This window comes from Tatumella morbirosei (assembly GCF_000757425.2).
Classification (GTDB): domain Bacteria; phylum Pseudomonadota; class Gammaproteobacteria; order Enterobacterales; family Enterobacteriaceae; genus Tatumella; species Tatumella morbirosei.
On the sequence record NZ_JPKR02000005.1, the window covers coordinates 817,615 to 841,654 of the forward strand.

The following is a 24,040-nucleotide window of genomic DNA, read 5'->3' on the forward strand; positions in this document are numbered from 1 at the left end:
GCGCCCGTCTGTTACGGGCGCAATCATAATGATGTTTAATATGAAAATTAAACCATTATTGCTGTTTTACCGACTGAGGGTTGACGCAATTCTTATCCAGTTTTCCGGCCAGCGCGGCAATCAGATTTTCCACACCTTCACGCTTCATTGCGTATCGTGTCTGATGGGTGGCTGAACCGACATGCGGTAAAGTGACCACGTTGGGTAGTGTCAGCAGTTCTGAGTTGGCTGGTATGGGTTCGCGTTCGAAAACATCCAGGCCTGCGGCATAAATCTGCTTATTTTTCAGGGCATCAGTCAGCGCCTGTTGATCGAGGACTGCGCCACGACCCGCATTCACCAGCACCGCCCCGGGTTTCATCAACGCCAGCTGTTGCGCTCCAATCAACTGCCGTGTTTCATCAGAGAGAGGTAAAATAATGCAGACGAAGTCGCTTTTTTCCAGTAACTCTTCAAGACCGCAATACTGTGCCGAAAAGCGCTGTTCTGCGTCCGGGTGACTTGTCCGAGCGTTGTACAGAATATCCATACTGAAACCAAGATGCGCTCGTTGCGCTACCGCCATACCAATTCGTCCCATTCCAATTATACCGAGCGTTTTGTGATGCACATCGATACTGAATAACTCAGGGGTGATACTTTTTTGCCATTTACCTGCTTTGACCCAGTTATCCAGCCAGGTTATGTGTCGGGCACTGGCGAGGATCAGTGCGAAAATGGTATCGGCAACTGTTTCACTTAATATTGTGGTATGCATCAGGGCAATTTGCCGTGCATTCAGGGCATCAACATCGAACAGGTCGTACCCGGCCGTCAGGGTAGAGCAGACACGCAACGCCGGCATTTTGTTGAGTAATGCCTGGTTCACTTTAGCCCCGGAACCCAACAGTCCGACCGCCTGAGAAAAGGCGGTCGCGTGTTGTGCCACGGTATTCTCGCTCAGATCGCTGACTTCGGTTATCTGGCAATGTTCCGACAGAAGACTTTGTAGCTCAGCTGGTAAAGGTTTATATACGATAACCGGGGGTTTCATTCCGCCTCTCCTGGTTTTGAGGTTGTGATTAATGAAAGCCCGTATTACGGGCTGCAGCAGATATCCTGTGTGGTATAACTGCAGTCAGCTTCGGGAGGGTTTAAGCCACTGTCCGCGGAAGCAAACCCATAGCCGGATAGCCGGACAGCAGACCTGAAGTGTGCTGTCTGTTGTGAAAACATCCGGAACATTAATTTAGCCTTTGTCCGGTTTATAAGGTATTACTCTTTCTTGCAGGATCGTCACATTGTATGAAGGCTATCTGCGGGTCATTGAACGCGTCGGATGGACTGTAAAGGCTGACTCGATCCGCGGATCACCAGTTCACCGCTGAAGAAGTGTTCGGTGCGTTCTGACTCTGCCTGTTTTATACGATTGATGACGCTTTGCAGTGAGCGATAACCTATCTGATGAGTAGGTTGCCTGAGCGTGGTGATTCCAGTGCCGACCAGTGATGACCAGTTCATCTCATCAAAGCCGACCAGTCCGACATCAGTACCACAGACAATACCCTTCGCCTGTAACTGCTTAACCACCTGTAATGTCAAAGAACCATTGGCAGTAATAATTGCACAGCGCTGGTGGCGGTTTCTGCTTAAAAAGTCATCCAGACAATGGTTGAGTTCAGCTTCCTGATGTAAGGCAATTTCGGTATTCTCTCCCTGTACTTCCGGATAAGTCGCGACGGTCTGACAAAAAGTTTTAAGTCGTTCTCTTCGGGTATTCACGCTGCCAACAGGCTCGCTGATAAACAACAGGGCGTTATAACCGTTATCAGCCAGATGGCGCGTGACTTTTTCGGAGGCTTCATGGTTATCAAGACCAATGACATCGCAGTCAAAATCTTCAATTTTTCGGTCTATCAGCGTCATGGGCAGGCGGGATTGTTGAAGACGGCTTAGCTCTTCTTCATGCATGCCAACAGCATTAACGATAATCCCTTCAACCTGGTAGCTGCTGAGTAACTGGATATAATATTGCTCCAGTGATACCTCATTATTGGTATTACACATTAGCAGGGTAAAACCATAATCCCGACATGCCGCTTCTATACCACACATGATTTCTACCGAATAAGCATTGGTAATATCCGCAATTATCAGTCCTATGAGGCGTGTCCGACCTCTTTTCAGACTACGAGCCATTTGGCTGGGGCGGTAATTAAGTGTGGCGATAGCCTGCTCTATTCGTTCTTTAAGTGCAGGGGATAACACATTTAACTCGCCATTCAGATAGCGGGAAACACTGGTTTTTCCGGTACCTGCGGCTTTAGCGACATCACTGATAGTGGCTCTTGCTGGCCTGCTTGTCATTCCGTTCCTTCTCCGGTTAAACCTGCAGAAAAGCAGGCCTTGCAAGGTAATTATGCCTGTCCGTCAGCAGATATTCGACCCTGCTTTGAAAAGTGGTATTTATCTGCTGTGATTTATAGTGTGTCAGAAGCATTGTCCGGATGGCAAAAACAGTGGGTCTGATGATCGTTAACCATCCCTGTAGCCTGCATAAAAGCGTAGCAGATGGTGGGCCCGATAAATTTGAATCCACGCTTTTTCAGCGCTGCGGACATTTTCATCGCCACGGGGCTGGTTACCGGAACATCATGTGCATTGCCATAGTGATTGACGACAGGCTGATTTTCTACAAATCCCCACAGGAAATCACTGAACGACTCTCCGGAAGATTCCATAACCAGCAGTGCCTGTGCATTACTGATAATCGCATTAATTTTACCACGGTGCCTGATAATTGAAGGGTCCGACAACCGTGGCTCAATGTCCGGCAAGGTCATTTTCGCGATGAGTGCCGGCGAAAACTGATGAAATAACCGGCGATAAGCTTCCCGTTTTCTGAGCACTGTTATCCATGATAATCCCGCCTGCTGACCTTCAAGACACAGCATTTCGAACAAGACTTGTGGATCTTTCTGTGGAACGCCCCATTCATGGTCATGGTAGGCAATGTAAAGCGGGTCATCACTGACCCAGGAACAACGCTGAATTGTCATTATCGTTTCCCGGAATGTTGCCAAAGTTCACCTATTCTAGCCGGGCATAGCGAAAGCGGCAGGAATATTCACTGCATGTTTTTGCGATCCACGCCGACAAACTTGATACACTATAGGGAGGTGGTTCCGCGATACGGGATTTGTGCGGAACGGGATATTTGATCAGTCAGGTTCTGTTATGCCGGTTAAACTTTTAGCTTCATCTGTCATCGGGCTGGATGAATTCAGCCAGAATCCGCTCTCTGCACTGGAAAATGCAGGGCAGGGGACCCTTGCGGTATTTGATAAGAATGCTCCGGTGATGTATGCGTTGACGGCGGAACGGTTGGCGGAGTTGTTAGCTGCAGAATCTGCTATGCAACGGCCTACGGATGTGGCGCTTGATGATCAGTTTTTTGACCAGCAGGAAGTGTCACCGGTCTCTTTGCGAATACCCGCCGGAAAATTTCCGATGTTTGCCGGCTGGCAACCAGACCCGGACTTCTTGCGCCAGGCTGCAATATGGGGGATAGCATTGGGTGAACCGGTGAGTGATGAAGAGCTGGCTTCCTTTGTCTCTTACTGGCAGGCAGAAGGCCGGACATTTCATCATATTCAGTGGCAGCAAAAACTGGCCCGCTCCCTCCAGGCAGGCAGAGTGAATAAATATCCTCAGACACGCCGCGATCATACTCAGGTGGCGGAACCTGACCGTCAGATTCCTAATGGTTTCAGGGGTGAATAATGAAAACACCGGAAAATCTGTTCAGCCGTTTACAACGATTGATGCCCGCAGGGGTCAGGCCTAAATTCACTAATGGTGAGGAGTTACTGGCCTGGAACCAGCAGCAGGGATTGTTGCGCTCAGAATCCATTGTCCGTGAAAACCGTGCCATGAAAATGCAGCGTATCATGGGACGATCCGGAATTCGCGAGTTACACATTAACTGTTCATTTGACAATTATCGGGTAGAAAACGAAGCACAAAGCAAAGCGTTAACTATGGCAAGACAATATGCCGCAGAGTTTGACAATAGTATTGCCAGTTTTGTCTTTTCCGGGCGACCGGGCACCGGTAAAAACCATCTGGCGGCGGCAATTGGTAATGATTTAATTTTGCGTGGCAAAAGTGTGCTGATTGTCACTGTCGCTGACCTGATGTCGAATATGAAAGGGACCTTTAGTGGTGACAGTCAGTTGACTGAAGAGGGGCTGATTAACGATTTGAGTAGTGTTGACCTGCTGGTCATTGATGAGATTGGCATGCAAACCGAGTCACGCTATGAGAAGGTGATAATCAATCAGATAGTCGATCGTCGTTCCTCATCGAAACGCCCGACAGGTATGTTGTCGAATCTGAATCATGACGGAATGAATGCTTTGCTGGGCGAACGAGTGATGGACCGGATGCGGCTCGGTAACAGCATGTGGGTTCGTTTTGACTGGGAGAGTTATCGCGACCGGGTACGCGGAGACGAATATTAATCTTTGTTAAAGGTTAACTCCCGGTGGCTGATTGTCGCAGAAGTTTCAGTGCTGTCCCGATAAATCCCGAGAAAGTGGGACAATTTTTCAGCTGTAATGCAGATTTACTCTTCATCAGTGCCACAAAAATGTCCTGTATCCCCATCGTTACCTGGTATTCAGCTTTGCTGATAGCCAGTAAAAAATCACCCGGGCACGCTCTTCCCTCCGGCGGATGCCACCCGGGGGCAGCACGATATACACTACCGATGGCCTGGCCTGTAATCCCGGAGAATGAGGCAGAGTAAAGCCTTCCCCCGGGAATATGCAGGCAATCTGCTCACGATGATTCACCGGGGAATAGAAATGTTCATCCACTATTTTCTTCTGCTGCAGCTGATCGCCTATCCGGTGGAACACTTTTTCGTGGGTGACGCGGGGTTGTGCCGTGGATATTTTTCCTGTGCAAAGCGGAAAAAACGGTGAAATGAGGCTATTGTGAGAAAAATTTTTTTAACAACAAATTAAATTCCGGGTTCATCAACAGAGGTGGGGCACCTTTATGTTGGGACAGGCTTCCCGGCAGGATGTTCTGGTGTCATTATCAGAACCGGCCTGCAACCAGGTGATTTTTCATTAATTCAGACAGGAGCCGGCAATGCCGCATATCGAAATTAAAGCTTTCCCGCGAGAACTCACTGATGAGCAAGAAACAGCCCTGTCCAGAGCGCTGACCGAAGTTCTTGAACAGCATATGCAGAGTAAAGAGTCTGCTGTCAGTATTGCGCTCAAATATATCCCGCAGGCAGAGTGGAAAGCCAGGGTATGGGATACCCAGATAGCCCCTGAGATGGATGAGTTGATCAAAAAGCCTGGCTATAAGATGTAAGACATCTTTTGATTGCTGTGCACCATCCCTTATGCACGGTGTATATCTGTATCCGGCAATAGCTTTGCCGGATATATTATTTTTCCTGCCCTTATCGCTCTGTCATCATTCCCGCATATTTTTCTGAAAACAGCATACTGATAAGGGGACTGTCATGCGGGTAGTGACTTTAGCCGGAAGTCCGCGCTTTCCTTCGCGCTCTACGGCATTACTGACACTCAGCCAGAAAATTCTTGAGTCTCAGGGGATTGAAGTGCTTCCCTGGAATATTCAGCATTTTGACCCGGATGACCTGATTCAGGCGCGGTTTGATGCACCGGCTATCTCTCTGTTTAAGGAGGATCTCGCCAGCGCACAAGGTTTGATTATTGCCACACCGGTTTACAAAGCGGCCTATTCCGGAGCATTGAAAACGATTCTGGACCTGTTACCGGAACGCGCTCTGGAAAATAAAGTGGTGCTTCCGGTTGCTACCGCAGGCAGTCACGCCCATCTGCTGGCGATCGATTATGCACTGAAACCGGTACTGAGTGCTCTGAAAGCCCGTGATATTTTACACGGTGTGTTTGCTGATGATTCACAGGTTAAGCAAAGCGACAGAGAGGCAAAGATCGACCAGGTGATTATCGACCGGCTGAATAATGAGCTGAATGCCTTCCTGAATGCACTGAATCGTTTGCATACCCCCATGCTTGCAGGGCTGGTCGCCTGACCTGTGCGGGCATTTGTGGCTATCGTTGAAGGTCAGCCAGTTGCCCGCCATTCTCTTTATCCGCTTCTGTTTCCATACTCTTCCTGTGAAAACCTTTTTTTTGTGACTCCTCACTGGCGTATTGAAAAGAATCCGATAACAATATGCTGTACACTTTGCATCCGGGGTTTTGCCCCGCTGACACTATATCGCTGTTGTTACGTATTGGAAATCTGAGTATGTCTGACGCTATCGAAAGAAAACCGCTGCCGCTGCCAGGTGGTCATAATAAAGTATTGTTGCATTCCTGCTGCGCACCCTGCTCCGGGGAAGTCATGGAAGCCATGCTGGCCTCGGGTATTGAATACACTATCTTTTTCTATAATCCGAATATCCATCCGCTGAAAGAATATGAACTGCGTAAGGAAGAAAATATTCGTTTTGCTGAGAAGTTTGGTGTGCCTTTCGTTGATGCTGACTATGACCGGGATAACTGGTTTGAGCGGGCAAAGGGTATGGAGTGGTCACCGGAACGAGGTGAACGCTGCACGATGTGTTTCGATATGCGCTTCGAACGTACTGCATTGTATGCTCACGAACATGGTTTCCCTGTTATCACATCTTCGCTGGGGATCTCCCGTTGGAAGGATATGAAACAGATCAATGGCTGTGGTGTACGTGCTGCGGCAAAATATCCGGATATGCTCTACTGGGAGTTCAACTGGCGTAAAGGTGGGGGGTCAGCGCGGATGATTGATATCAGTAAGCGTGAACGTTTTTATCAACAGGAGTACTGCGGTTGTATTTACTCACTGCGTGATACAAATCGCCACCGTGTGGCGACAGGGCGTGAACGCATCACCATTGGTGTTCAGTACTATGAGCCGGACCCAAACAAATAACGTACCTGAAAGTTTAAAGGCGTCTGTAAAGACGCCTTTAGTGTTTTTGAGCGTCAGATTACCGGGTCAGGATTTTTTTCTCAGCCAGGTCCAGCGCGAAATAGCTCATAATGATGTCGGCACCGGCTCGTTTGATAGCGCCCAGGCTTTCCAACACTACGTTCTGTTCATCAATGGCTCCTGCCTGTGCGGCGAATTTGATCATCGCATATTCACCACTGACCTGATAAGCCGCCAGGGGCAGGTCGGTACGCTCGCGAATATCCCGTAATACATCCAGATATGCGCCGGCAGGTTTTACCATTAACGCATCAGCACCCTCTGCCTCATCAATCAGTGACTCACGGATGGCTTCACGGCGATTCATTGGATTCATCTGATAGGTTTTACGGTCACCTTTCAGAGCGGTTCCTGCTGCTTCACGGAATGGGCCATAGAATGCCGAGGCAAATTTGGTGGAATAAGACATGATGGCGGTGTCGGTAAATCCGGCGGCATCCAGTGCCTGGCGAATGGCTTTAACCTGACCATCCATTGCCGCCGAAGGAGCGATAAAATCAGCGCCTGCGTGTGCGGCCGCAACGGCTTGCTTACCAAGATTAGTCAGGGTCTGATCATTGTGTACGATACCATCACACAGAACGCCGCAGTGGCCATGGGAAGTATATTCGCAGAAACAGGTATCAGACATCACGATCATTTCAGGGACGGTCTCTTTACAGATACGTGACATCCGTGACACCAGGCCATTTTCTGCCCAGCTGTCACTGCCGGTTTCGTCCAGATGATGAGAAATTCCGAAGGTCATGACAGAACGGATCCCTGCGTTGGCAATACGTTCAATTTCATAGGCCAGCCGCTTTTCCGGAATCCGAACCACACCTGGCATTGCCGTAATTGGCTGGTAATCATCCAGACCTTCTTCGACAAAAATCGGCAGAACCAGATCATTCAGGCTCAGTGAGGTTTCTTTAAACAATTCGCGGACAGATGAATTTTTACGCAGCCTTCTTGGGCGCTGCACAAGAGAAAAATCGGACATGGTTTACCCGGCACTGATTAAAAAATGTAGGGACAGTTTACTCTTTTTAACCAGTGCAGACGATACACGCTGTGCCAATTGTTACATATTCCCCTCAGCATCGGGAACACTGAGGGGAACAGATTACTCGTTAATATCCGGATGCTGTTGCACCAGATTCTTACGTCTCGCTTCCAGGCGTGCGATTTCTTCGTCAATATTTTCGATTTTCTGTTCAATATTGTCGTGATGTTCCTGCAACAATTCGCGGGCTTCTTCCAGGTCTGAGGCCGCAGGAGTTGCACCAATCAGAGGTTTATTGGCGGTTTCCTTCATAAATATCCCGGTCAGTAAACCTACTACCGCAATCACCATCAGATAGTATGCCGGCATAAACAGATTATTGCTGGCTTCGACCAGCCAGGCGGCCAGTGTGGGGGTCAGGCCGGCAATCAGAATCGAGATATTAAAAGCACTGGCCAGTGCGCTATAACGGATATGGGTCGGGAACATGGCCGGCAGGGTTGAAGCCATCACCCCGGTAAATGCATTAAGGATCACAGCCAGAATCAGCAGCCCGGCGAAAATTAAACCAATCGCGCCACTGGTTATCAGCATAAAGGCCGGGATGGCAAAAATCAGCAGCAGAATACTGCCGACAATGACAAACGGGCGACGGCCAAAACGGTCACTGAGCATGCCCATCACTGGCTGAACAAACAACATGCCAATCATAATGGCGATGATAATCAGTACACCATGATCTTCAGAATAGTTCAGGTTATGCGTCAGATAGCTGGGCATATAAGTCAGCAACATGTAGTAGGTGACGTTAGTAGAAATCACCAGTCCTACGCAGGAGAGCAGGCTTTTCCAGTGTTTGGTGGCAATTTCTTTAAAAGAGACTTTAGGACCATCCTGCAAACCTTCCCGGTCACCCTGCTCCAGTTTCTCCACATGTTGCTGAAATGCCGGAGTTTCTTCCAGGGCATTACGCAGGTACAAGCCGACAAAGCCCAGTGGTAAAGCCAGGAAAAACGGCAGGCGCCAGCCCCAGGAGAGGAATTTTTCGTCGCCAATGATGGTGGAAATCAGCACGACAATCCCGGCCCCCATGACAAAGCCAATGATAGAGCCAAAATCCAGCCAGCTACCCATAAATCCGCGCTTACGGTCCGGTGAGTATTCCGCAACAAATATCGACGCACCGGTATATTCACCGCCGACCGAGAAACCCTGTGCCATTTTAGCTATCAGCAACAATATCGGTGCCCAGATACCGATGGAGGCATAAGAGGGGATCAAACCGATACAGAAGGTACTGATCGACATGATCACAATTGTGACTGACAGAATTTTCTGGCGCCCGTATTTGTCACCGAGCATTCCAAAAAACAGTCCACCCAACGGGCGGATTAAGAAGGGGACAGAGAACGTGGCAAGAGCTGCGATCATCTGAATACCAGGTGATGCCGATGGGAAAAAAACTTTACCCAGAGCAAAGGCGACAAACCCATATACTCCGAAATCAAACCATTCCATCGCGTTGCCAAGCGCTGCTGCTGTTATCGCTTTTCGCAACCGGGCGTCATCAATAATAGTAACATCATCAAGCCCAATGGGTTTTATACGCTTCCTACGTAATTTCATATGCATACCTGTATTTAGTTCATAAGTAATCAGTATAATTTCCCGGTAAAAGGTATGTACAAATATTACCGGCGACATTAAGCATAGATGCTTTTTGTCGAAGGAGACCAGCCTGAAGGTACATTAATTAATCGGGTTTTCATCGTTATGAACGGTTAAGTATAACTTTTTTTATGACCAAAGTCATATCAGGCTATATCGGAGCGGTCAGAGCAGCAGAAAGGCGAAAGAATAAATGGCAGTAGGCACAGCTTGTTGGCCGGAGAGCCATAGAGGGTATAGATGGCCAGATTAGGGAGATGGATAAGCCTACCCGTCGTAACGGGTGGGCTTATCAGCAACAGGGGGTTACTTTACAGAAATGGTTTTGACAATATTTTCGGCAGTAGTCTGCGACTGTGCCTGATTATCGGCAGGTAAGGAAATCTGTAAGGTGATTAGCTTGCCATCAATTTTGGTCATGACCACTGTCGACCAACTGGTCTGGTTTTTGGCTGAAATGACACTATCCAGTTGCTGTGCAGGCTGCCCGTTCAGAGTGATAGCTTTATCAGAAACGACCTGTAGCTGTGGATCCCGGTTGCGTTGCTGTTGTTCCAGCCGCTGGGTCAGAACATCCAGTGCTTCGTTGGTACTGTCCCCGGTAATCACAATAATTGCCTGCTGGCCGTTGTTATTAGCGTAAACATGCATATTGTTGCTGGTGGTACCCAGTTTACCGGTCTGATCTGTCATTCCGGTTGGCAGAGCAAAGCTGAGTTTTCCGTCAACCAGTGTGACAGTTTGCAAATCCTGCTGGCTGGCAGCAGCAGCGTGCTGCCCTGCTGTATCTTCTTTTTTCTGATCACATGCGGCCAGCCCGATTACCAATAACCCGACGCTGAGGTATTTAACTAAATTTCTCATCTGAATTCCTTTTTATTGTCCACATTAGGCATCACATCGAAAACGGAACAGAAAATCAATCCGTGGATTGTCACCAAATCTTAGCCGTTGTCACAGCCAGGATCATTCAGCATTAACCTAAACTGGGAGAATGGCCCTGTGTTTTACCGGAAAGCCGTTTCAGGATAGCATTCAACAGTACTCCGTAGGCTGGCAGGAAAAATACCAGACAGATAAATACCTTATAGCTGTAATCCACCAGTGCAATTTCGACCCAGTGTTGAGCCATAAACAGGTCACTGCTGTGGTAAAACGCAATAAAAAAGAAGGCCAGAGTATCGCTGATATTGCCGAGAAACATAGACGCTGCGGGAGCCAGCCACCAATGTGTTGAGCGACGCAGTCGGTCAAACACTGAAATATCCAGGATCTGTCCCAGCACGTAAGCCATAAAACTGGCCAGTGCTATCCGCCCGACCACAGTGTTCATATGTTGCAGAGAATCCCAACCTTGCCACGCGCCCTGATAAAATACGCAGGACACAATATAAGAGATAAACAAGGCCGGCAGCATCGCCAGCATAATGATGCGTCTCGCCATTGAAGCACCAAAAATTCGCACCGTCAGGTCAGTGGCAAGAAAAATAAACGGAAAGCTGAAGGCTCCCCAGGTGGTATGCAAGCCGAAGATATCAACCGGCAACTGCACCAGATAATTACTGGAAGTAATGATCAGTAAATGAAATACCGATAAAATAATGCGGGCAGACAGCCGCTGACGAGGGTTAAATGCGTTCATTTCTGGCCTTTTTAAGTTGGGGTGAGGGAACCCATTGACACTGCCGTAAGCGCTTGTTGCAAAACGGCACAGGAAATTGTACAAGAAAACGGCCGCATGTTACCTGCTTCAGAGGACAATGCAAGAGGGAGACTCAGGTTCACCGCACCGGTGGCGTTTGTCTGCTCTCCGGGCTGGCGTTAGAATAGTGGCTCCCCTTGTTGCACAGAGAAGCTTATGAGTGACCTTTTTAGTACCGCCGGACATACCCTTGATGCCCGGGGCTTACGTTGCCCGGAGCCGGTGATGATGGTGCGTAAAACTATCCGGTTTATGCAGGACGGAGAAACCCTACTAATTATTGCCGATGATCCTGCGACAACCCGTGATATTCCGGGCTTTTGCCGTTTTATGGAACATACCTTAGTGGCCCAGAATACCGAACAACTTCCTTTTCATTTCCTGATCAAAAAAGGCGTATAAAACGACCGGCCTTGCGGCCAGCCGGAGTCGCAGGTCAGTAAAGCCACAGCGAACGTATAATCATAAAATGGCCGATGATAAATAATGCTTCATAAATGACTCTGTCGGCCGCAAACCGGAAGCGGAAGATACTGATCAACCAGCAGATATTGGCCAGTAACAGTAAGTCAGTTCCGGCCATCATGGAAAGTGTTCTATCGGTTTGCAGGCTGAAATATTGCAGCGTTGCGACCCAGCACATGACTAATACCATCGCCAGCATAGTGAACACCGGCCAACGAAGTTCTTCCAGACGGTTCCAGATAATTGCTGCCACCACCAGACCAATCACCAGGAACGTGACCGGTATCGGCCAGTAAATATTCAGGGTGATGCCACGGGTCAGATTGATGGTGTAGAGCAAATAAGAAAGAAAGCTGGCACCAAAGGCATACATCATCTGTTGGCGGGATAGCAAACTCAGTAACCCGCTCGCCATGGCAGCGATCAGGCCTCCTGTCAGTAAATAATCACTGACTGATTGTGTCGGAGCCTGCCATGCCCAGGCCAGCATCAGCAGGAATGTTACCGGTTTAAATAACCAGCGTTGCCAGCGGGGACCCCGGTAAGAGGCATCAATGTACAGCCAGCCAGAAAACAGCACTGCAAGAAATGACCACAGCATAATCTCTTCCTTCATCTTCTTTACACCAGACCGGGAACAAAACGCACACAGCATTAAGGGTTCCGTTTGACTTTCGGCCGCTGCCAACGATTATTACTGTGAATGACAAAAATTGCAGGTGAAATGATGCAGATTTTATTTCTGCCGGTGGGTAACACGGAGGAACGATGAGTAAACCCCCCCTGATTATTATCATTGTCGTCGTTGCCATCGCTTTTCTGGCTGGCCGACAGTTTTTTAAACAGCGCAATGAAAACCAGGTGAATGATGATTCACCCGTGGTGACACAGCAGGCCATGGTGGTCAGTAAACGTAGCTTCCCGTATCCCGATCGTCATACCCGCCAGCAGCAAGTCATTGCCGGAGAGACACTGCGATATGAAGTGACTTTCCGCAGGACTCCGGTTGGCGAAAACTTTAAGGTGCTGATGTCAGAGGCTCAGTATGACGAATGTGAGGCAGGTGCCACGGGAGCCCTGAAGATGCAGGGGACCCGTTTTGTCAGCTTTACTCCGGGTGGCCGTTAGCAGTTATTCAGCCAGGTCTGTGCTCCGGTATTACTTGCCAGGATAGTTTTTTTTCTGCCAGGCTAGCAGTTCAAACACCCCGAAAAAGAAAATCTTAATCTGGGTCAGACCACTGAGCGCAGGGCCGTCTTTGCTTTGGGTGGCACGCAGCAGCACTAGTTGCAGACCGTGCATCACCACCATAAAGAACAGGGCGACATCAATAAAATATTTCAGAGGTTTAGGTGCCGGATGAATCAGATTCATCAGTAAAAAGGCCCAGACAAAAATCATCAGGATACGACCGCCAATTAACAACATAGTTATTCTCCCGGAGAGTCTGTCACGGAACGATAGTACAGACGGTAGGCTACCTGACCTGCCGTTTTTTCGCGATATAGCCGCCAGCTGTCAGGGACCTGTAACGCCCCCTGTTCTGTTTCACACTCGATATAAATCAGGGCTTCACTGGCCAGCCAGCACCGGGTTTCCAACAGAGTTATCGTTTCTGTCAGCAGCCCTTTGCGAAAAGGCGGGTCTATAAACACGATATCGTAAGGCTGACCTGGCTGATTTAACCATTGCAGAGTATTACCCTGAACAACCTGGCCTGTTGCCGCTTTCAGCATCTGTAAATTGGCGGTCAGCTGACGGGCGACAGAAGGCTCCAGCTCGAGCAAAGTCACATGTCCTGCATAACGGGACAGCGCCTCTATCCCCAGAGCGCCGCTACCGGCAAAACAATCCAGACACCGTGACTGAGGTAAATCGGCGGCCAGCCAGTTGAACAGAGTTTCACGGACTCTGTCGGTGGTGGGACGAAGCCCGGCACTCTCCGGCACCGGAAGTTTTCTGCCGCGCCACTGCCCGCCAATAATTCGTATTTGTCCGGCCCCTGAGGGTGCCCGGGAATGTTTATTCATCTCAATCACAACTCTTAATAATTTGTTGCTTAGTTTAACGGGCGCAGACGTGATAAGAAACGGTAAAAAAGGGTGCTGTAATGCAATGCCAGGAAAATGATAGACTATCCGACTATGCTTTCGCGATCCCTGCACTCACCTGAACATGTCAGGGATTTGATAAATTATAAATATGTCCCGGATTATTCTCTGAGGAACCTGTAACGGTTCACGGATCCGGGTCTAAAGGAGTGTCGTTAGATAATGGCAAAAGTAAAAAAAACGGGGCTTTTTCTCCTGGCTGGGTTTCGGTCGCGATGAAGACAGTGCAGAACCGAAAAATCAACCCGCAGAACAAAAAGAAACGCCGGACGCCACTGTAGAGCATAACACTACGGACCATGCTGAAGGTACCTCGTCTGTCCATCCGGAAGAGCCTTCACGGGCGGCGCTGGCCGCACCGGAATTGCCTGACGAAACCGCCCCTGAGGAAACAGTGGTCGTTACTCCACCGCAGGTCACGGAGCCCGGCTCAGTGACCGGACCGGAAACGGCTGAGCTTCATGAGCAGGCACAGCCTTTGCCGAAAGCAGAAGAAGAGCCAGAAAAACCTTCACTGCCCGCCGAACCTGTGGCTGTCGATCAGGTGACGGCAAGCGATATCGTTGCGCAGGCTGGTACACCGTTGCCTGAACTGACTCCGGTATCTGATGTGATTGAACCATCGGCAGCATCCGTGACCAGTAGTGAATCAGCTCCCCGGAATGAGCCAGTGGTGGAAAATACTCCACATCTGACTCAGATTAGTCCGGAAGAGGTCCCATCTGAGCTCTCTGAAACCAGGGTGGCAACAGAGCAGGAAAGACCTACCCGGGAAGGTTTTTTTGCCCGGTTGAAACGCAGTCTGGTGAAAACCCGGCAGAATCTGGGATCAGGTTTTATCGGGCTGTTTCGTGGTAAAAAAATCGATGACGATCTGTTTGAAGAGCTTGAAGAACAATTACTTATTGCTGATGTTGGGGTTGAAACTACCCGTAAAATTATTAGTAATCTGACCGCTCATGCCAGCCGCAAACAGCTCCGCGATGCTGAAGCATTATACGGTTTGTTGAAGGATGAAATGTCTGCCATTTTGGACAAGGTAGAACAACCGCTGGATATTGAAGGAAAAACTCCGTTTGTTATTCTGATGGTTGGTGTGAACGGGGTGGGTAAAACCACCACCATTGGTAAGCTGGCACGTCAGTACCAGTCGCAAGGGAAATCGGTGATGCTGGCTGCCGGAGATACCTTCCGGGCAGCTGCGGTAGAGCAGCTGGAAGTCTGGGGGCAGCGCAACAGCATTCCGGTAGTCTCACAGCACACCGGAGCAGATTCAGCTTCTGTTATTTTTGATGCTATTCAGGCAGCAAAAGCCCGTGGAATTGATGTGCTGATCGCCGATACTGCGGGGCGTTTACAGAATAAATCTCATTTAATGGAAGAGCTGAAAAAAATTACCCGCGTCATGAGTAAACTGGATGACAGCGCGCCTCATGAAGTTATGCTGACCATTGACGCCAGCACCGGGCAGAATGCTATCAGCCAGGCACGTTTGTTCAATGACGCTGTTGGCCTGACCGGTATTACACTGACCAAACTTGACGGGACAGCTAAAGGCGGAGTGATTTTCTCTGTGGCTGACCAGTTCAGTATTCCAATCCGATACATTGGTGTCGGAGAAGGCATCGATGATTTACGGCCTTTTAAGGCCGGAGATTTTATAGAGGCATTGTTTGCCCGAGAGGACTAATTTGGATGATTCGCTTTGAAGAGGTCAGTAAAGCTTATCTGGGGGGACGTCAGGCGCTTCAGGGGGTAGATTTTCATCTGCGCCAGGGCGAAATGGCTTTTCTGACCGGCCACTCCGGGGCAGGTAAGAGTACATTGCTCAAGTTGATTTGCGGAATAGAGCGTCCCAGTGCCGGGCAAATCTGGTTTAGCGGCCATAACATAACGCGTTTGCGTAACAGCGAGATCCCATTCCTGCGTCGGCAAATAGGGATGATCTTTCAGGATCATCATCTGCTGATGGACCGGACGGTTTACGACAACATCGCAATCCCGTTAATTATTTCCGGTGCCAGTGGCGAAGATATTCGCCGCAGAGTCTCGGCGGCTCTGGATAAAGTCGGTCTGCTCGATAAAGCGAAAAGTTTTCCGATTCAGCTGTCCGGCGGGGAACAGCAGCGGGTGGGGATAGCCAGAGCGGTGGTCAATAAGCCAGCCTTACTGCTGGCGGATGAACCTACCGGTAACCTTGATCACGCATTATCAGAAGATATCCTGCGTTTATTTGAAGAATTTAACCGCGTTGGTGTCACTGTACTGATGGCAACTCATGATATGTCTCTTATTTCCCGCAGAAATTATCGTGTGATGACCCTTAGTCAGGGACGCCTGCATGGGGGAGTGGCATGAAACCAGGCAAGGGAAATCAGGTCAACCGGCGGAAGACACCGGCGGCGGCCAAAGCCCGACCGAAGCAAAAACGGGTATCTAAAGAGAAAGCTCTGCGCGGTGGGTGGCAGGAGCAATGGCATTATGCATGGCGTGGAATGCTGGCAGATATGTTGCGCCAGCCGCTGGCGACACTGCTGACGGTCACCGTGATTGCTATTTCACTAACGTTACCCAGTGTCTGTTATATCGTATGGAAAAACGTCGATCAGGCAGCGACTGAGTGGTATCCCGCTCCTCAGCTGACGGTATATCTGTCGAAGACACTCGACGATAATGCTGCCCAGAATGTGATCAATACTCTGAAACAGACTGACGGTGTCCAGCATGTGGATTACCTGAGTCGTGATGAAGCATTAAATGAGTTCCGTAACTGGTCAGGGTTCGGCGGAGCGATGGATATGCTGGAGCAGAATCCGTTGCCTGCGGTGGCTATTATTACCCCGAAACTGAATTTCCAGAATTCTGACACCATGAATACACTGCGTGACAGAGTGGCGAAAGTGAGTGGTGTGGATGAAGTACGGATGGATGATAGCTGGTTCGCAAGGCTCTCTGCTCTGACGGGGCTGGTGGGTCAGGTGGCGTTCATGATTGGTCTGCTGATGGTGGTGGCTGTGTTCCTGGTGATTGGTAACAGTGTCCGTCTGAGTATTTTTGCAAGGCGTGATACCATCAACGTGCAAAAGCTTATTGGTGCAACGGATGGTTTTATCCTGCGACCATTCGTATACGGCGGGGCGATGCTGGGGCTCTCCGGGGCCTTTGTTTCGCTGATTTTGTCTGAAATTCTGGTATTCCGTCTGGAATCGGTGGTGTCACATGTTGCCAGCGTATTTAGTGCTTCGTTTGATCTGAAAGGCTTCTCATTCGATGAAGCGCTCCTGTTACTGCTGGTTTCAGCCATTGTAGGCTGGGTAGCGGCCTGGCTGGCCACTGCACAACATTTACGCCGATTTACACCACAGTAATCCCGGGAAATATTTTTTTGCTATACTATTCCTCTGTTGCCGTAGGTTGGGGAGCAGAGGAATCATCCCCGCAGTACCCCGGTGCCTTGTCAAAATTATTCACAATCAAAAATGAACCTGTGGATAACTTTTGTGTCTTAATGATTAATAGCACACATTGCTTTCGATCTTTTGGCACGGCTGACATAATGTAGGCGCAGGCTGTAAGGATCTGGCAACATTATTGACGAATTCTGAGAGGGTTTGAATGACCAAAGAAATGCAAGCATTAGCTATTGCTCCTCTGGGTAATCTGGACGCATATATCCGGGCGGCAAATGGTTGCCCGATGCTGACAGCCGACGAGGAAAAAGCGCTGGCTGAACGGCTGCATTACCAGGGCGATCTGGATGCAGCGAAAAAGCTGATCCTGTCTCATCTGCGCTTTGTGGTTCATATCGCTCGTAATTACGCAGGTTACGGACTGCCGCAGGCGGATCTGATTCAGGAAGGTAATATCGGCCTGATGAAAGCCGTACGCCGTTTCAACCCTGAAGTGGGTGTTCGCCTGGTATCTTTTGCCGTGCACTGGATCAAAGCAGAAATTCACGAGTATGTCCTGAAAAACTGGCGTATTGTGAAAGTCGCGACCACCAAAGCACAGCGCAAGTTGTTCTTCAACTTGCGGAAAACCAAACAACGCCTTGGCTGGTTTAACCAGGATGAAGTGGAAATGGTAGCCCGTGAACTTGGGGTCAGCAGTAAAGATGTGCGTGAGATGGAATCACGGATGGCTGCCCAGGATATGACGTTTGACCCGACACCGGATGATGAAAGTGCAGAAGGTAAACAGGTAGCTCCGGTGCTGTATCTCCAGGATAAAGCTTCTGACTTTGCTGATGGTATCGAAGAAGATAACTGGGAGTCTCATGCGGCAGATAAGCTGAGTGATGCGATGCAGGGCCTGGATGAACGTAGCCAGCATATCATCCGCGCGCGCTGGCTGGATGATGACAATAAAACCACATTGCAGGAACTGGCCGACAAATACGGTGTTTCCGCTGAGCGTGTTCGCCAGTTGGAGAAAAATGCAATGAAAAAACTGCGTGTCGCTATCGAAGCCTGATCAGTGTGCAGCAGTGAACAGAGGGCGACCTGAGGGCCGCCCTTTTTTATGCCTGCAATTTAGCGGCTGAAAAACCACTGACCGTTCTTTAGCCGAAATCCGCAGGCATAAAGAAACTGGCTGGCTGCCTCTGATAACGGCAGATGACCGGAGCAGATCTTCCAGCGATGGATATCCGGATTGATACGTAAAGTCTCTTCCAGCAGATAACGGCCGACTCCCCGTCGACGGGTGATTTCCCGGACCATGATTTGGCTAATCACCGCTTCAGAAGGCCGTAACTGTAATTCCAGTCCTGCCAGTAATCGCTGATTAAACCGCGCTACATACCAGCGGATGTCATCCTGATGTTGCAGAAAGCCTGCACTTGCTTTCTCCGGCCAGATTTTACTGAGGCAGGCCAGTTCTGCGGGTGAGGGGTGTTGCAGCAATTCAATGGTCAGTCGCATGGTGTCATCCGGTTCTGCAATAAATTATGTGACCAGTGCTCGTTGATGAAATCAGGGTCACATTGTCGGAGTTTGTCATTTGGCAGTCATTTTTCTGTCATCTTATAATAATTTCTCTGTCATTTTTCCGTGTCATTTTACCTCGCGAACTTCCCATAGCGCACGATAATGCCACAGGAAAAAACTATGCCAGTTCTTAAATTTCGTCATCATGCCGCAGGATTAATGCTGGCATTAGGTCTTAGCGGAAATGCTTTCGCGGTTACTGAAATTCCCTTCTGGCACTCAATGGAAGGAGGATTGGGCACTGAGGTTGACTCGCTGGCCCAGCGTTTTAACCAGACTCACCCTGATTATAAAGTGGTCCCGGTTTACAAAGGTAACTACGAGCAGAGCCTGGCGGCAGGGATTGCTGCGGTACGTAGTGGCAATGCTCCTGCCATTCTTCAGGTCTATGAAGTCGGCACCGCTACCATGATGGCTTCTCATGCGATTAAGCCGGTCTATCAGGTGTTTAAAGATGCCGGTGTTCAGTTCGATGAAAAACAGTTTGTCCCAACCATTGTCGGTTATTACACCGATGCTAAAACCGGTCATATGCTGTCTGAACCTTTTAACAGTTCAACCCCCGTTCTGTATTACAACAAGGATGCATTCCGTAAAGCCGGACTCAATCCGGATCAGCCGCCAAAGACCTGGCAGGAACTGGCCTCTGATGCCGCGGCATTACGTAAAGCAGGCATGAGTTGTGGATACGCCAGTGGCTGGCAGGGCTGGATTCAGTTGGAAGAGTTTAGCGCGTGGCATGGTCTGCCATTTGCCTCTGAAAATAATGGTTTCGATGGTACTGATGCGAAACTGTTATTCAATGGCCCGGAACAAATCCGTCATATTCAGATGCTGGAAGATATGAACAAAGCTGGCAGCTTCACCTATTACGGACGCAAGGATGAATCGACCGCCAAATTTTACAGTGGCGATTGCGGCATGACGACTGCGTCATCGGCTTCGCTGGCAGACATTCGTCAGTATGCCAAATTCAACTTCGGTGTCGGAATGATGCCGTACGATGCTACGGTGAAGAATGCGCCACAGAATGCCATTATCGGTGGCGCCAGCCTGTGGGTGATGCGTGGTCAAAGTGATGCTACTTACAAAGGGGTTGCGGAGTTCCTGAAATTCCTCGCGCAGCCAGAAATTGCGGCCGAGTGGCATCAGAAAACCGGTTACCTCCCGGCAACCACAGCAGCCTATGAGTTAACCCGCCAGCAGGGCTTTTATGAAAAAAATCCTGGTGCGGATATCGCGATGAAGCAAATGCTGAATAAACCTCCTTTAGCCTTCACCAAAGGACTGCGTCTAGGCAATATGCCGCAGATCCGTACTGTGGTGGATGAAGAACTGGAAAGTGTCTGGACCGGGAAAGAGACTCCGAAAACAGCACTGGATAATGCAGTTCAGCGTGGTAACCAACTACTTCGCCGTTTCCAGCAGCAGGTTCAGTAATCCAACGTTAGTAAAAACATCCCCTTGCCGGGTCACGCTGGTGAATTCTGCGAGGGGATAGCCCGGGGAATCTCCGCCTGAGGTCAGGTTTTATGTCATCTTCTCGTCCCGTTTTTCGTCATCGTGCATTACCTTATCTGCTGCTACTGCCGCAGATTGCAATTACGGTTATCTTCTTTATCTGGCCGGCTGCAGAAGCGCTATGGTATTCGGTTCAGAATCTCGATCCCTTTGGTTTTTCGGCACATTTTGTCGGTTTAGCGAACTTCACCGCCTTATTCCAGGACCCGTATTATCTGGATTCGTTTAAAACCACGATTATCTTCAGTGCGCTGGTCGCTGCATTGGGGCTGATAATCTCCTTATTTCTGGCCGCACTGGTTGATTATGTCTTACGGATGAAGAAGTTCTACCAGACATTGTTACTGCTGCCATATGCTGTCGCCCCAGCCATAGCTGCCGTGCTGTGGATGTTCCTGTTTAATCCGGGATTAGGGGTGATCAGCCACTTTTTACAGTCGATAGGTTATAACTGGAACTATGCGCAGAATAGTGGGCAGGCTATGTTTCTGGTCGTTCTGGCCTCTGTCTGGCAACAAATTAGTTATAACTTCCTGTTCTTTTTTGCCGCGTTACAGTCGATCCCCCGCTCACTGGTTGAGGCGGCTGCGCTGGATGGTGCCGGACCGGTTCGACGTTTTATGCATCTTTCATTACCCCTGATCACACCGGTCAGCTTCTTCCTGCTGGTGGTTAACCTGGTGTATGCCTTTTTTGATACTTTCCCGGTGATTGATGCTGCCACCCAGGGGGGACCGGTTCAGTCCACTACTACGCTTATCTATAAAATATACCGTGAAGGATTTACGGGGCTGGATCTGAGTGCCTCGGCAGCTCAGTCGGTCGTTCTGATGGTGATTGTCATCCTGCTGACAGTCGTACAGTTCCGTTTTATTGAACGTAAGGTTCGTTATCAATGATAGAGAATCGCCGTGGATTAGATATCTTCAGCCATATCATGTTGTGGCTCGGTATCCTGACAATCCTGTTTCCGCTCTACATCGCTTTTGTTGCCGCGAGTCTGGATAACCATCAGGTTTTCCAGTCGCCAATGTCATTAGTTCCGGGCAGCCATCTGTGGCAAAACATTCAGACTATCTGGACTCAGGGGGTTAGTGCTAACAGCCCGCCTATTGGCAGAATGCTGCTGAACAGTACCCTGATGGCACTGGGAATTACCCTGGGCAAAATAGCCATCTCTATCATCTCAGCGTTCGCGTTAGTCTGGTTTCGCTTTCCGTTGCGCCAGTTCTGTTTCTGGATGATTTTCATCACCCTGATGTTGCCTGTTGAAGTTCGTATCTTCCCGACAGTGGAAGTGGTTTCTCAGCTGCATATGCTGAACAGTTACAATGGCCTGATCCTGCCGATGATGGCTTCCGCGACGGCCACCTTTTTGTTCCGCCAGTTCTTTATGTCACTGCCAAATGAGTTGATTGAAGCTGCGCGAATTGACGGAGCCAGCCCGATGCGATTTTTCTTCGATATTGTCCTGCCATTATCGAAAACCAATCTGGCGGCCCTGTTTGTCATTACCTTTATTTATGGCTGGAACCAGTATCTCTGGCCATTGTTGGTGACCAGTGATTCACGAATGAGTACTGCCGTCGCCGGAATCCGCAGCATGATTTCATTTGGGGAAGGAGTGACTCAGTGGAATCTGGTGATGGCAGCGATGTTACTGACGCTGATCCCGCCATTGATCGTGGTGATAGTTATGCAGCGCGCCTTTGTGAAAGGCCTGGTCGAGAGTGAGAAATAGTCATGGCAAGTGTACATTTTCAGGAAGTGACCAAATCCTATGATGGTAAAAACCGTATCATTCAGCCGTTAGATATCACCATCAATGAAGGAGAGTTTATGGTAATGGTCGGGCCTTCAGGATGCGGAAAATCCACCCTGTTGCGGATGGTGGCAGGGCTGGAAACTATCAGCTCAGGTGACATTTATATTAATGATCAGTGCGTCACGCATCTGGAACCAAAAGAGCGTGGAATTGCCATGGTATTTCAGAATTATGCGTTGTACCCGCATATGACCGTTGAGCAGAATATGGCTTACGGGTTGAAAATCCGCGGTATGGCTAAGGAACAAATTCGTCAGCGGGTATTAAGTGCTGCCCGCAGTCTGGAGCTGGATGCTCTGCTGGCCCGCCATCCACGTGAATTATCCGGCGGCCAGCGTCAGCGTGTCGCGATGGGCCGTGCGATAGTTCGGGAACCAGCGGTTTTTTTGTTTGATGAACCGTTGTCTAATCTGGATGCGCGCCTGAGAGTTCAGATGCGACTCGAGTTGCAGCAACTGCACCAGCGACTGAAAACCACCAGTATTTATGTCACTCATGACCAGGTAGAAGCAATGACTCTGGCCCAGCGGGTTATGGTGATGAATAAAGGGGTAGTTGAACAGGTTGGCACTCCGGCAGAAGTTTATGAGAAGCCTGCCAGCATCTTTGTTGCCGGATTTATAGGTTCCCCCGCCATGAATTTACTGCCTGGGAAAGTCAGTGCCGATGGCCGGGAATTCGTGATCGATCCAAAAAATAAAATCATGTTGTCCACTCAGAGACCAGAACTGGCAAATCAGCAACTGACTCTCGGGGTTCGCCCTGAGCATATTCTGACCGTACCACGTTCGGAAAACAGTTTGCCTGTGCAGGTGGAAACTCTCGAAATCCTCGGTGCAGATAATTTAGTGCATGGTAACATTGGTGGTCACCGGCTGGTGATTCGCTTACCTCATGAACAGCGACCGCAGGCAGGGACAGTGCTCTGGCTGGAGTTTCCGCATAAAGCCCGGCATTTGTTTAATACCACCACAGGATTACGTCTGTAATGACAGAACAACACTGGCCATACCCGCATATCGTCGCCCATCGTGGCGGCGGTAAATTAGCGCCGGAAAATACCCTGGCAGCCATTGATACCGGCCACCGTTTCGGGCATACCATGATTGAATTTGATGCAAAGTTGTCCCTGGACGGACGAATATTCCTGTTGCATGACGATTCACTGGAACGCACGACCAATGGCCAGGGAATAGCCGGGCATCAGCAGTGGCAGACATTATCCGGGCTGGATGCCGGAAGCTGGTTTGGTTTGGCGTTCCGCTCAGAACCGCTGCCCACTCTTGAAGAAGTGGCTGAGCGTTGCAGGGAATATCGGATGATGGCTAATATCGAAATCAAGCCAACGACCGGCGAAGAGAGAACGACTGGCAGGGAAGTGGCCCTGGCCGCCCGGAGATTATGGCAGGGCCAGGTCGCTCCGTTACTTTCGTCTTTTTCGGAAGAGGCGCTGGCAGCAGCGCAGGAAGCTGTTCCTGAACTGCCACGCGGATTATTGCTCGATAGCTGGCGTGATGACTGGCAAACGCTGACTAAGCAACTGGGATGTGTGGCGATTCATCTTAATCATCTGTTACTGGATGCTGAACGTATCCTTCAACTAAAGTCTGCCGGGTTACATATCCTGGTTTATACCGTCAACCAGCCTGAGCGGGCTCGGGAATTACTTGGCCTGGGTGTAGATATGATTTGTACCGACCGTATCGATCAAATAGGACCGGATTTCCGCTGAGTCTTTTCACGGGCAGGTAA

At 49.5% G+C, this 24,040-nt stretch carries 28 protein-coding genes; 16 read left to right on the forward strand and 12 right to left on the reverse strand.

Annotated elements, in window-relative coordinates:
* Positions 1-55: 55 nt before the first annotated feature.
* The 3 genes from ghrB to HA49_RS19295 form a co-directional block, all read right to left on the reverse strand.
* Positions 56-1,033 carry a glyoxylate/hydroxypyruvate reductase GhrB gene (gene ghrB / locus HA49_RS19285; RefSeq protein WP_038016421.1) on the reverse strand — a complete coding sequence of 326 codons (978 nt, stop codon included), beginning with the start codon at positions 1,031-1,033 and terminating at the stop codon, positions 56-58.
* A 269-nt stretch (positions 1,034-1,302) separates the two neighbouring features.
* Complete coding sequence (locus HA49_RS19290; protein WP_038016424.1) at positions 1,303-2,346, reverse strand: LacI family DNA-binding transcriptional regulator; 1,044 nt, start codon at positions 2,344-2,346, stop codon at positions 1,303-1,305.
* Between the two features lie 113 nt (positions 2,347-2,459).
* Positions 2,460-3,038, reverse strand: coding sequence for a DNA-3-methyladenine glycosylase I (locus HA49_RS19295; RefSeq protein ID WP_038016426.1), 579 nt, complete (start codon positions 3,036-3,038; stop codon positions 2,460-2,462).
* A gap of 178 nt (positions 3,039-3,216) precedes the next feature.
* Here HA49_RS19295 and dnaT point away from each other — a divergent pair, with 178 nt between their 5' ends.
* Together dnaT and dnaC are read left to right on the forward strand one after the other, a co-directional pair.
* The gene (gene dnaT / locus HA49_RS19300; protein ID WP_038016428.1) at positions 3,217-3,762 is read left to right on the forward strand and encodes a primosomal protein DnaT; all 546 of its coding nucleotides are present in this window, start codon (positions 3,217-3,219) and stop codon (positions 3,760-3,762) included.
* A complete protein-coding gene (dnaC, locus tag HA49_RS19305; RefSeq protein ID WP_038016430.1) occupies positions 3,762-4,502 on the forward strand; it encodes a replicative helicase loader DnaC in 741 nt (246 codons plus the stop codon). The genes dnaT and dnaC overlap by 1 nt, the downstream gene beginning before the upstream one ends.
* Positions 4,503-4,649: 147 nt before the next feature.
* Here the strand turns inward: dnaC and HA49_RS19310 are convergent, their stop codons facing one another.
* Positions 4,650-4,859 (reverse strand): hypothetical protein, encoded by a 210-nt coding sequence (locus tag HA49_RS19310; RefSeq protein ID WP_038016431.1) that lies wholly within the window; start codon positions 4,857-4,859, stop codon positions 4,650-4,652.
* Between the two features lie 280 nt (positions 4,860-5,139).
* On the opposite strand from HA49_RS19310, the gene pptA reads away from it, so the two are divergent.
* The 3 genes from pptA (at position 5,140) to HA49_RS19325 (ending at position 6,963) form a co-directional block, all read left to right on the forward strand.
* A complete protein-coding gene (pptA, locus tag HA49_RS19315; RefSeq protein WP_038016433.1) occupies positions 5,140-5,370 on the forward strand; it encodes a tautomerase PptA in 231 nt (76 codons plus the stop codon).
* A gap of 154 nt (positions 5,371-5,524) precedes the next feature.
* On the forward strand, positions 5,525-6,082 hold the full coding sequence (gene ssuE, locus HA49_RS19320) for an NADPH-dependent FMN reductase (protein ID WP_038016435.1): 558 nt from the start codon (positions 5,525-5,527) through the stop codon (positions 6,080-6,082).
* Between the two features lie 218 nt (positions 6,083-6,300).
* A complete protein-coding gene (locus tag HA49_RS19325; RefSeq protein ID WP_038016717.1) occupies positions 6,301-6,963 on the forward strand; it encodes an epoxyqueuosine reductase QueH in 663 nt (220 codons plus the stop codon).
* Between the two features lie 58 nt (positions 6,964-7,021).
* Here the strand turns inward: HA49_RS19325 and hemB are convergent, their stop codons facing one another.
* The 4 genes from hemB to HA49_RS19345 form a co-directional block, all read right to left on the reverse strand.
* Complete coding sequence (gene hemB / locus HA49_RS19330; RefSeq protein ID WP_038016436.1) at positions 7,022-8,005, reverse strand: porphobilinogen synthase; 984 nt, start codon at positions 8,003-8,005, stop codon at positions 7,022-7,024.
* Between the two features lie 123 nt (positions 8,006-8,128).
* The gene (gene proP, locus HA49_RS19335; protein WP_038016719.1) at positions 8,129-9,634 is read right to left on the reverse strand and encodes a glycine betaine/L-proline transporter ProP; all 1,506 of its coding nucleotides are present in this window, start codon (positions 9,632-9,634) and stop codon (positions 8,129-8,131) included.
* A 348-nt stretch (positions 9,635-9,982) separates the two neighbouring features.
* Entirely contained in the window at positions 9,983-10,540 is a 558-nt protein-coding gene (locus HA49_RS19340) for a DcrB family lipoprotein (protein WP_038016438.1), read from the reverse strand.
* Between the two features lie 112 nt (positions 10,541-10,652).
* Complete coding sequence (locus tag HA49_RS19345) at positions 10,653-11,318, reverse strand: 7-cyano-7-deazaguanine/7-aminomethyl-7-deazaguanine transporter (RefSeq protein WP_038016439.1); 666 nt, start codon at positions 11,316-11,318, stop codon at positions 10,653-10,655.
* Between the two features lie 216 nt (positions 11,319-11,534).
* Between HA49_RS19345 and tusA the strand changes: the two genes are divergently transcribed.
* Positions 11,535-11,780 (forward strand): sulfurtransferase TusA, encoded by a 246-nt coding sequence (gene tusA, locus HA49_RS19350; RefSeq protein ID WP_038016440.1) that lies wholly within the window; start codon positions 11,535-11,537, stop codon positions 11,778-11,780.
* 34 nt (positions 11,781-11,814) lie between these two features.
* On the opposite strand, the gene HA49_RS19355 is transcribed toward tusA, so the two are convergent.
* Positions 11,815-12,444 carry a lysoplasmalogenase gene (locus HA49_RS19355; RefSeq protein WP_038016441.1) on the reverse strand — a complete coding sequence of 210 codons (630 nt, stop codon included), beginning with the start codon at positions 12,442-12,444 and terminating at the stop codon, positions 11,815-11,817.
* A gap of 167 nt (positions 12,445-12,611) precedes the next feature.
* Here HA49_RS19355 and HA49_RS19360 point away from each other — a divergent pair, with 167 nt between their 5' ends.
* Positions 12,612-12,971 (forward strand): DUF2500 domain-containing protein, encoded by a 360-nt coding sequence (locus HA49_RS19360; RefSeq protein WP_038016443.1) that lies wholly within the window; start codon positions 12,612-12,614, stop codon positions 12,969-12,971.
* A 30-nt stretch (positions 12,972-13,001) separates the two neighbouring features.
* Here HA49_RS19360 and HA49_RS19365 read toward each other — a convergent pair whose 3' ends face one another.
* On the reverse strand, positions 13,002-13,271 hold the full coding sequence (locus tag HA49_RS19365) for a DUF1145 family protein (RefSeq protein WP_038016447.1): 270 nt from the start codon (positions 13,269-13,271) through the stop codon (positions 13,002-13,004).
* A 2-nt stretch (positions 13,272-13,273) separates the two neighbouring features.
* Positions 13,274-13,873, reverse strand: coding sequence for a 16S rRNA (guanine(966)-N(2))-methyltransferase (gene rsmD / locus HA49_RS19370; protein ID WP_038016448.1), 600 nt, complete (start codon positions 13,871-13,873; stop codon positions 13,274-13,276).
* A 280-nt stretch (positions 13,874-14,153) separates the two neighbouring features.
* On the opposite strand from rsmD, the gene ftsY reads away from it, so the two are divergent.
* From ftsY to rpoH, 4 genes are all read left to right on the forward strand, one after another.
* The gene (gene ftsY / locus HA49_RS19375; RefSeq protein WP_046791918.1) at positions 14,154-15,644 is read left to right on the forward strand and encodes a signal recognition particle-docking protein FtsY; all 1,491 of its coding nucleotides are present in this window, start codon (positions 14,154-14,156) and stop codon (positions 15,642-15,644) included.
* A gap of 5 nt (positions 15,645-15,649) precedes the next feature.
* Positions 15,650-16,312 carry a cell division ATP-binding protein FtsE gene (gene ftsE, locus HA49_RS19380; RefSeq protein ID WP_029685343.1) on the forward strand — a complete coding sequence of 221 codons (663 nt, stop codon included), beginning with the start codon at positions 15,650-15,652 and terminating at the stop codon, positions 16,310-16,312.
* Positions 16,309-17,322, forward strand: a complete 1,014-nt coding sequence (ftsX, locus tag HA49_RS19385; RefSeq protein WP_038016453.1) for a permease-like cell division protein FtsX — start codon at positions 16,309-16,311, stop codon at positions 17,320-17,322. The genes ftsE and ftsX overlap by 4 nt, the downstream gene beginning before the upstream one ends.
* A gap of 247 nt (positions 17,323-17,569) precedes the next feature.
* Positions 17,570-18,427: an RNA polymerase sigma factor RpoH gene (rpoH, locus tag HA49_RS19390; RefSeq protein ID WP_038016455.1), complete on the forward strand. Its 858-nt coding sequence runs from the start codon at positions 17,570-17,572 to the stop codon at positions 18,425-18,427.
* Between the two features lie 59 nt (positions 18,428-18,486).
* On the opposite strand, the gene panM is transcribed toward rpoH, so the two are convergent.
* Positions 18,487-18,876 (reverse strand): aspartate 1-decarboxylase autocleavage activator PanM, encoded by a 390-nt coding sequence (panM, locus tag HA49_RS19395; RefSeq protein WP_038016457.1) that lies wholly within the window; start codon positions 18,874-18,876, stop codon positions 18,487-18,489.
* A gap of 186 nt (positions 18,877-19,062) precedes the next feature.
* Here panM and ugpB point away from each other — a divergent pair, with 186 nt between their 5' ends.
* The 5 genes from ugpB (at position 19,063) to ugpQ (ending at position 24,020) form a co-directional block, all read left to right on the forward strand.
* Complete coding sequence (ugpB, locus tag HA49_RS19400; protein WP_038016459.1) at positions 19,063-20,382, forward strand: sn-glycerol-3-phosphate ABC transporter substrate-binding protein UgpB; 1,320 nt, start codon at positions 19,063-19,065, stop codon at positions 20,380-20,382.
* 92 nt (positions 20,383-20,474) lie between these two features.
* The gene (gene ugpA / locus HA49_RS19405) at positions 20,475-21,362 is read left to right on the forward strand and encodes a sn-glycerol-3-phosphate ABC transporter permease UgpA (RefSeq protein ID WP_038016461.1); all 888 of its coding nucleotides are present in this window, start codon (positions 20,475-20,477) and stop codon (positions 21,360-21,362) included.
* Positions 21,359-22,204: a sn-glycerol-3-phosphate ABC transporter permease UgpE gene (gene ugpE, locus HA49_RS19410; RefSeq protein WP_038016462.1), complete on the forward strand. Its 846-nt coding sequence runs from the start codon at positions 21,359-21,361 to the stop codon at positions 22,202-22,204. The genes ugpA and ugpE overlap by 4 nt, the downstream gene beginning before the upstream one ends.
* Positions 22,205-22,206: 2 nt before the next feature.
* Complete coding sequence (locus HA49_RS19415) at positions 22,207-23,277, forward strand: sn-glycerol-3-phosphate import ATP-binding protein UgpC (protein WP_038016464.1); 1,071 nt, start codon at positions 22,207-22,209, stop codon at positions 23,275-23,277.
* Positions 23,277-24,020 carry a glycerophosphodiester phosphodiesterase gene (ugpQ, locus tag HA49_RS19420; RefSeq protein WP_038016476.1) on the forward strand — a complete coding sequence of 248 codons (744 nt, stop codon included), beginning with the start codon at positions 23,277-23,279 and terminating at the stop codon, positions 24,018-24,020. The genes HA49_RS19415 and ugpQ overlap by 1 nt, the downstream gene beginning before the upstream one ends.
* Positions 24,021-24,040 lie beyond the last annotated feature (20 nt).

Bases quoted from the DNA above. Each gene is read 5' to 3' on its own strand.
- pptA (WP_038016433.1), top strand. From the start codon at position 5,140: ATGCCGCATATCGAAATTAAAGCTTTCCCGCGAGAACTCACTGATGAG.
- ugpA (WP_038016461.1), top strand. From the start codon at position 20,475: ATGTCATCTTCTCGTCCCGTTTTTCGTCATCGTGCATTACCTTATCTG.
- HA49_RS19340 (WP_038016438.1), bottom strand. From the start codon at position 10,540: ATGAGAAATTTAGTTAAATACCTCAGCGTCGGGTTATTGGTAATCGGG.
- panM (WP_038016457.1), bottom strand. From the start codon at position 18,876: ATGCGACTGACCATTGAATTGCTGCAACACCCCTCACCCGCAGAACTG.
- proP (WP_038016719.1), bottom strand. From the start codon at position 9,634: ATGAAATTACGTAGGAAGCGTATAAAACCCATTGGGCTTGATGATGTT.
- HA49_RS19290 (WP_038016424.1), bottom strand. From the start codon at position 2,346: ATGACAAGCAGGCCAGCAAGAGCCACTATCAGTGATGTCGCTAAAGCC.
- rsmD (WP_038016448.1), bottom strand. From the start codon at position 13,873: ATGAATAAACATTCCCGGGCACCCTCAGGGGCCGGACAAATACGAATT.
- HA49_RS19355 (WP_038016441.1), bottom strand. From the start codon at position 12,444: ATGCTGTGGTCATTTCTTGCAGTGCTGTTTTCTGGCTGGCTGTACATT.
- ugpQ (WP_038016476.1), top strand. From the start codon at position 23,277: ATGACAGAACAACACTGGCCATACCCGCATATCGTCGCCCATCGTGGC.
- HA49_RS19295 (WP_038016426.1), bottom strand. From the start codon at position 3,038: ATGACAATTCAGCGTTGTTCCTGGGTCAGTGATGACCCGCTTTACATT.
- ssuE (WP_038016435.1), top strand. From the start codon at position 5,525: ATGCGGGTAGTGACTTTAGCCGGAAGTCCGCGCTTTCCTTCGCGCTCT.
- dnaC (WP_038016430.1), top strand. From the start codon at position 3,762: ATGAAAACACCGGAAAATCTGTTCAGCCGTTTACAACGATTGATGCCC.
- ugpE (WP_038016462.1), top strand. From the start codon at position 21,359: ATGATAGAGAATCGCCGTGGATTAGATATCTTCAGCCATATCATGTTG.
- dnaT (WP_038016428.1), top strand. From the start codon at position 3,217: ATGCCGGTTAAACTTTTAGCTTCATCTGTCATCGGGCTGGATGAATTC.
- hemB (WP_038016436.1), bottom strand. From the start codon at position 8,005: ATGTCCGATTTTTCTCTTGTGCAGCGCCCAAGAAGGCTGCGTAAAAAT.
- HA49_RS19360 (WP_038016443.1), top strand. From the start codon at position 12,612: ATGAGTAAACCCCCCCTGATTATTATCATTGTCGTCGTTGCCATCGCT.
- ghrB (WP_038016421.1), bottom strand. From the start codon at position 1,033: ATGAAACCCCCGGTTATCGTATATAAACCTTTACCAGCTGAGCTACAA.
- ftsX (WP_038016453.1), top strand. From the start codon at position 16,309: ATGAAACCAGGCAAGGGAAATCAGGTCAACCGGCGGAAGACACCGGCG.
- HA49_RS19365 (WP_038016447.1), bottom strand. From the start codon at position 13,271: ATGTTGTTAATTGGCGGTCGTATCCTGATGATTTTTGTCTGGGCCTTT.
- tusA (WP_038016440.1), top strand. From the start codon at position 11,535: ATGAGTGACCTTTTTAGTACCGCCGGACATACCCTTGATGCCCGGGGC.
- HA49_RS19415 (WP_038016464.1), top strand. From the start codon at position 22,207: ATGGCAAGTGTACATTTTCAGGAAGTGACCAAATCCTATGATGGTAAA.
- HA49_RS19325 (WP_038016717.1), top strand. From the start codon at position 6,301: ATGTCTGACGCTATCGAAAGAAAACCGCTGCCGCTGCCAGGTGGTCAT.
- ftsE (WP_029685343.1), top strand. From the start codon at position 15,650: ATGATTCGCTTTGAAGAGGTCAGTAAAGCTTATCTGGGGGGACGTCAG.
- ugpB (WP_038016459.1), top strand. From the start codon at position 19,063: ATGCCAGTTCTTAAATTTCGTCATCATGCCGCAGGATTAATGCTGGCA.
- rpoH (WP_038016455.1), top strand. From the start codon at position 17,570: ATGACCAAAGAAATGCAAGCATTAGCTATTGCTCCTCTGGGTAATCTG.
- HA49_RS19345 (WP_038016439.1), bottom strand. From the start codon at position 11,318: ATGAACGCATTTAACCCTCGTCAGCGGCTGTCTGCCCGCATTATTTTA.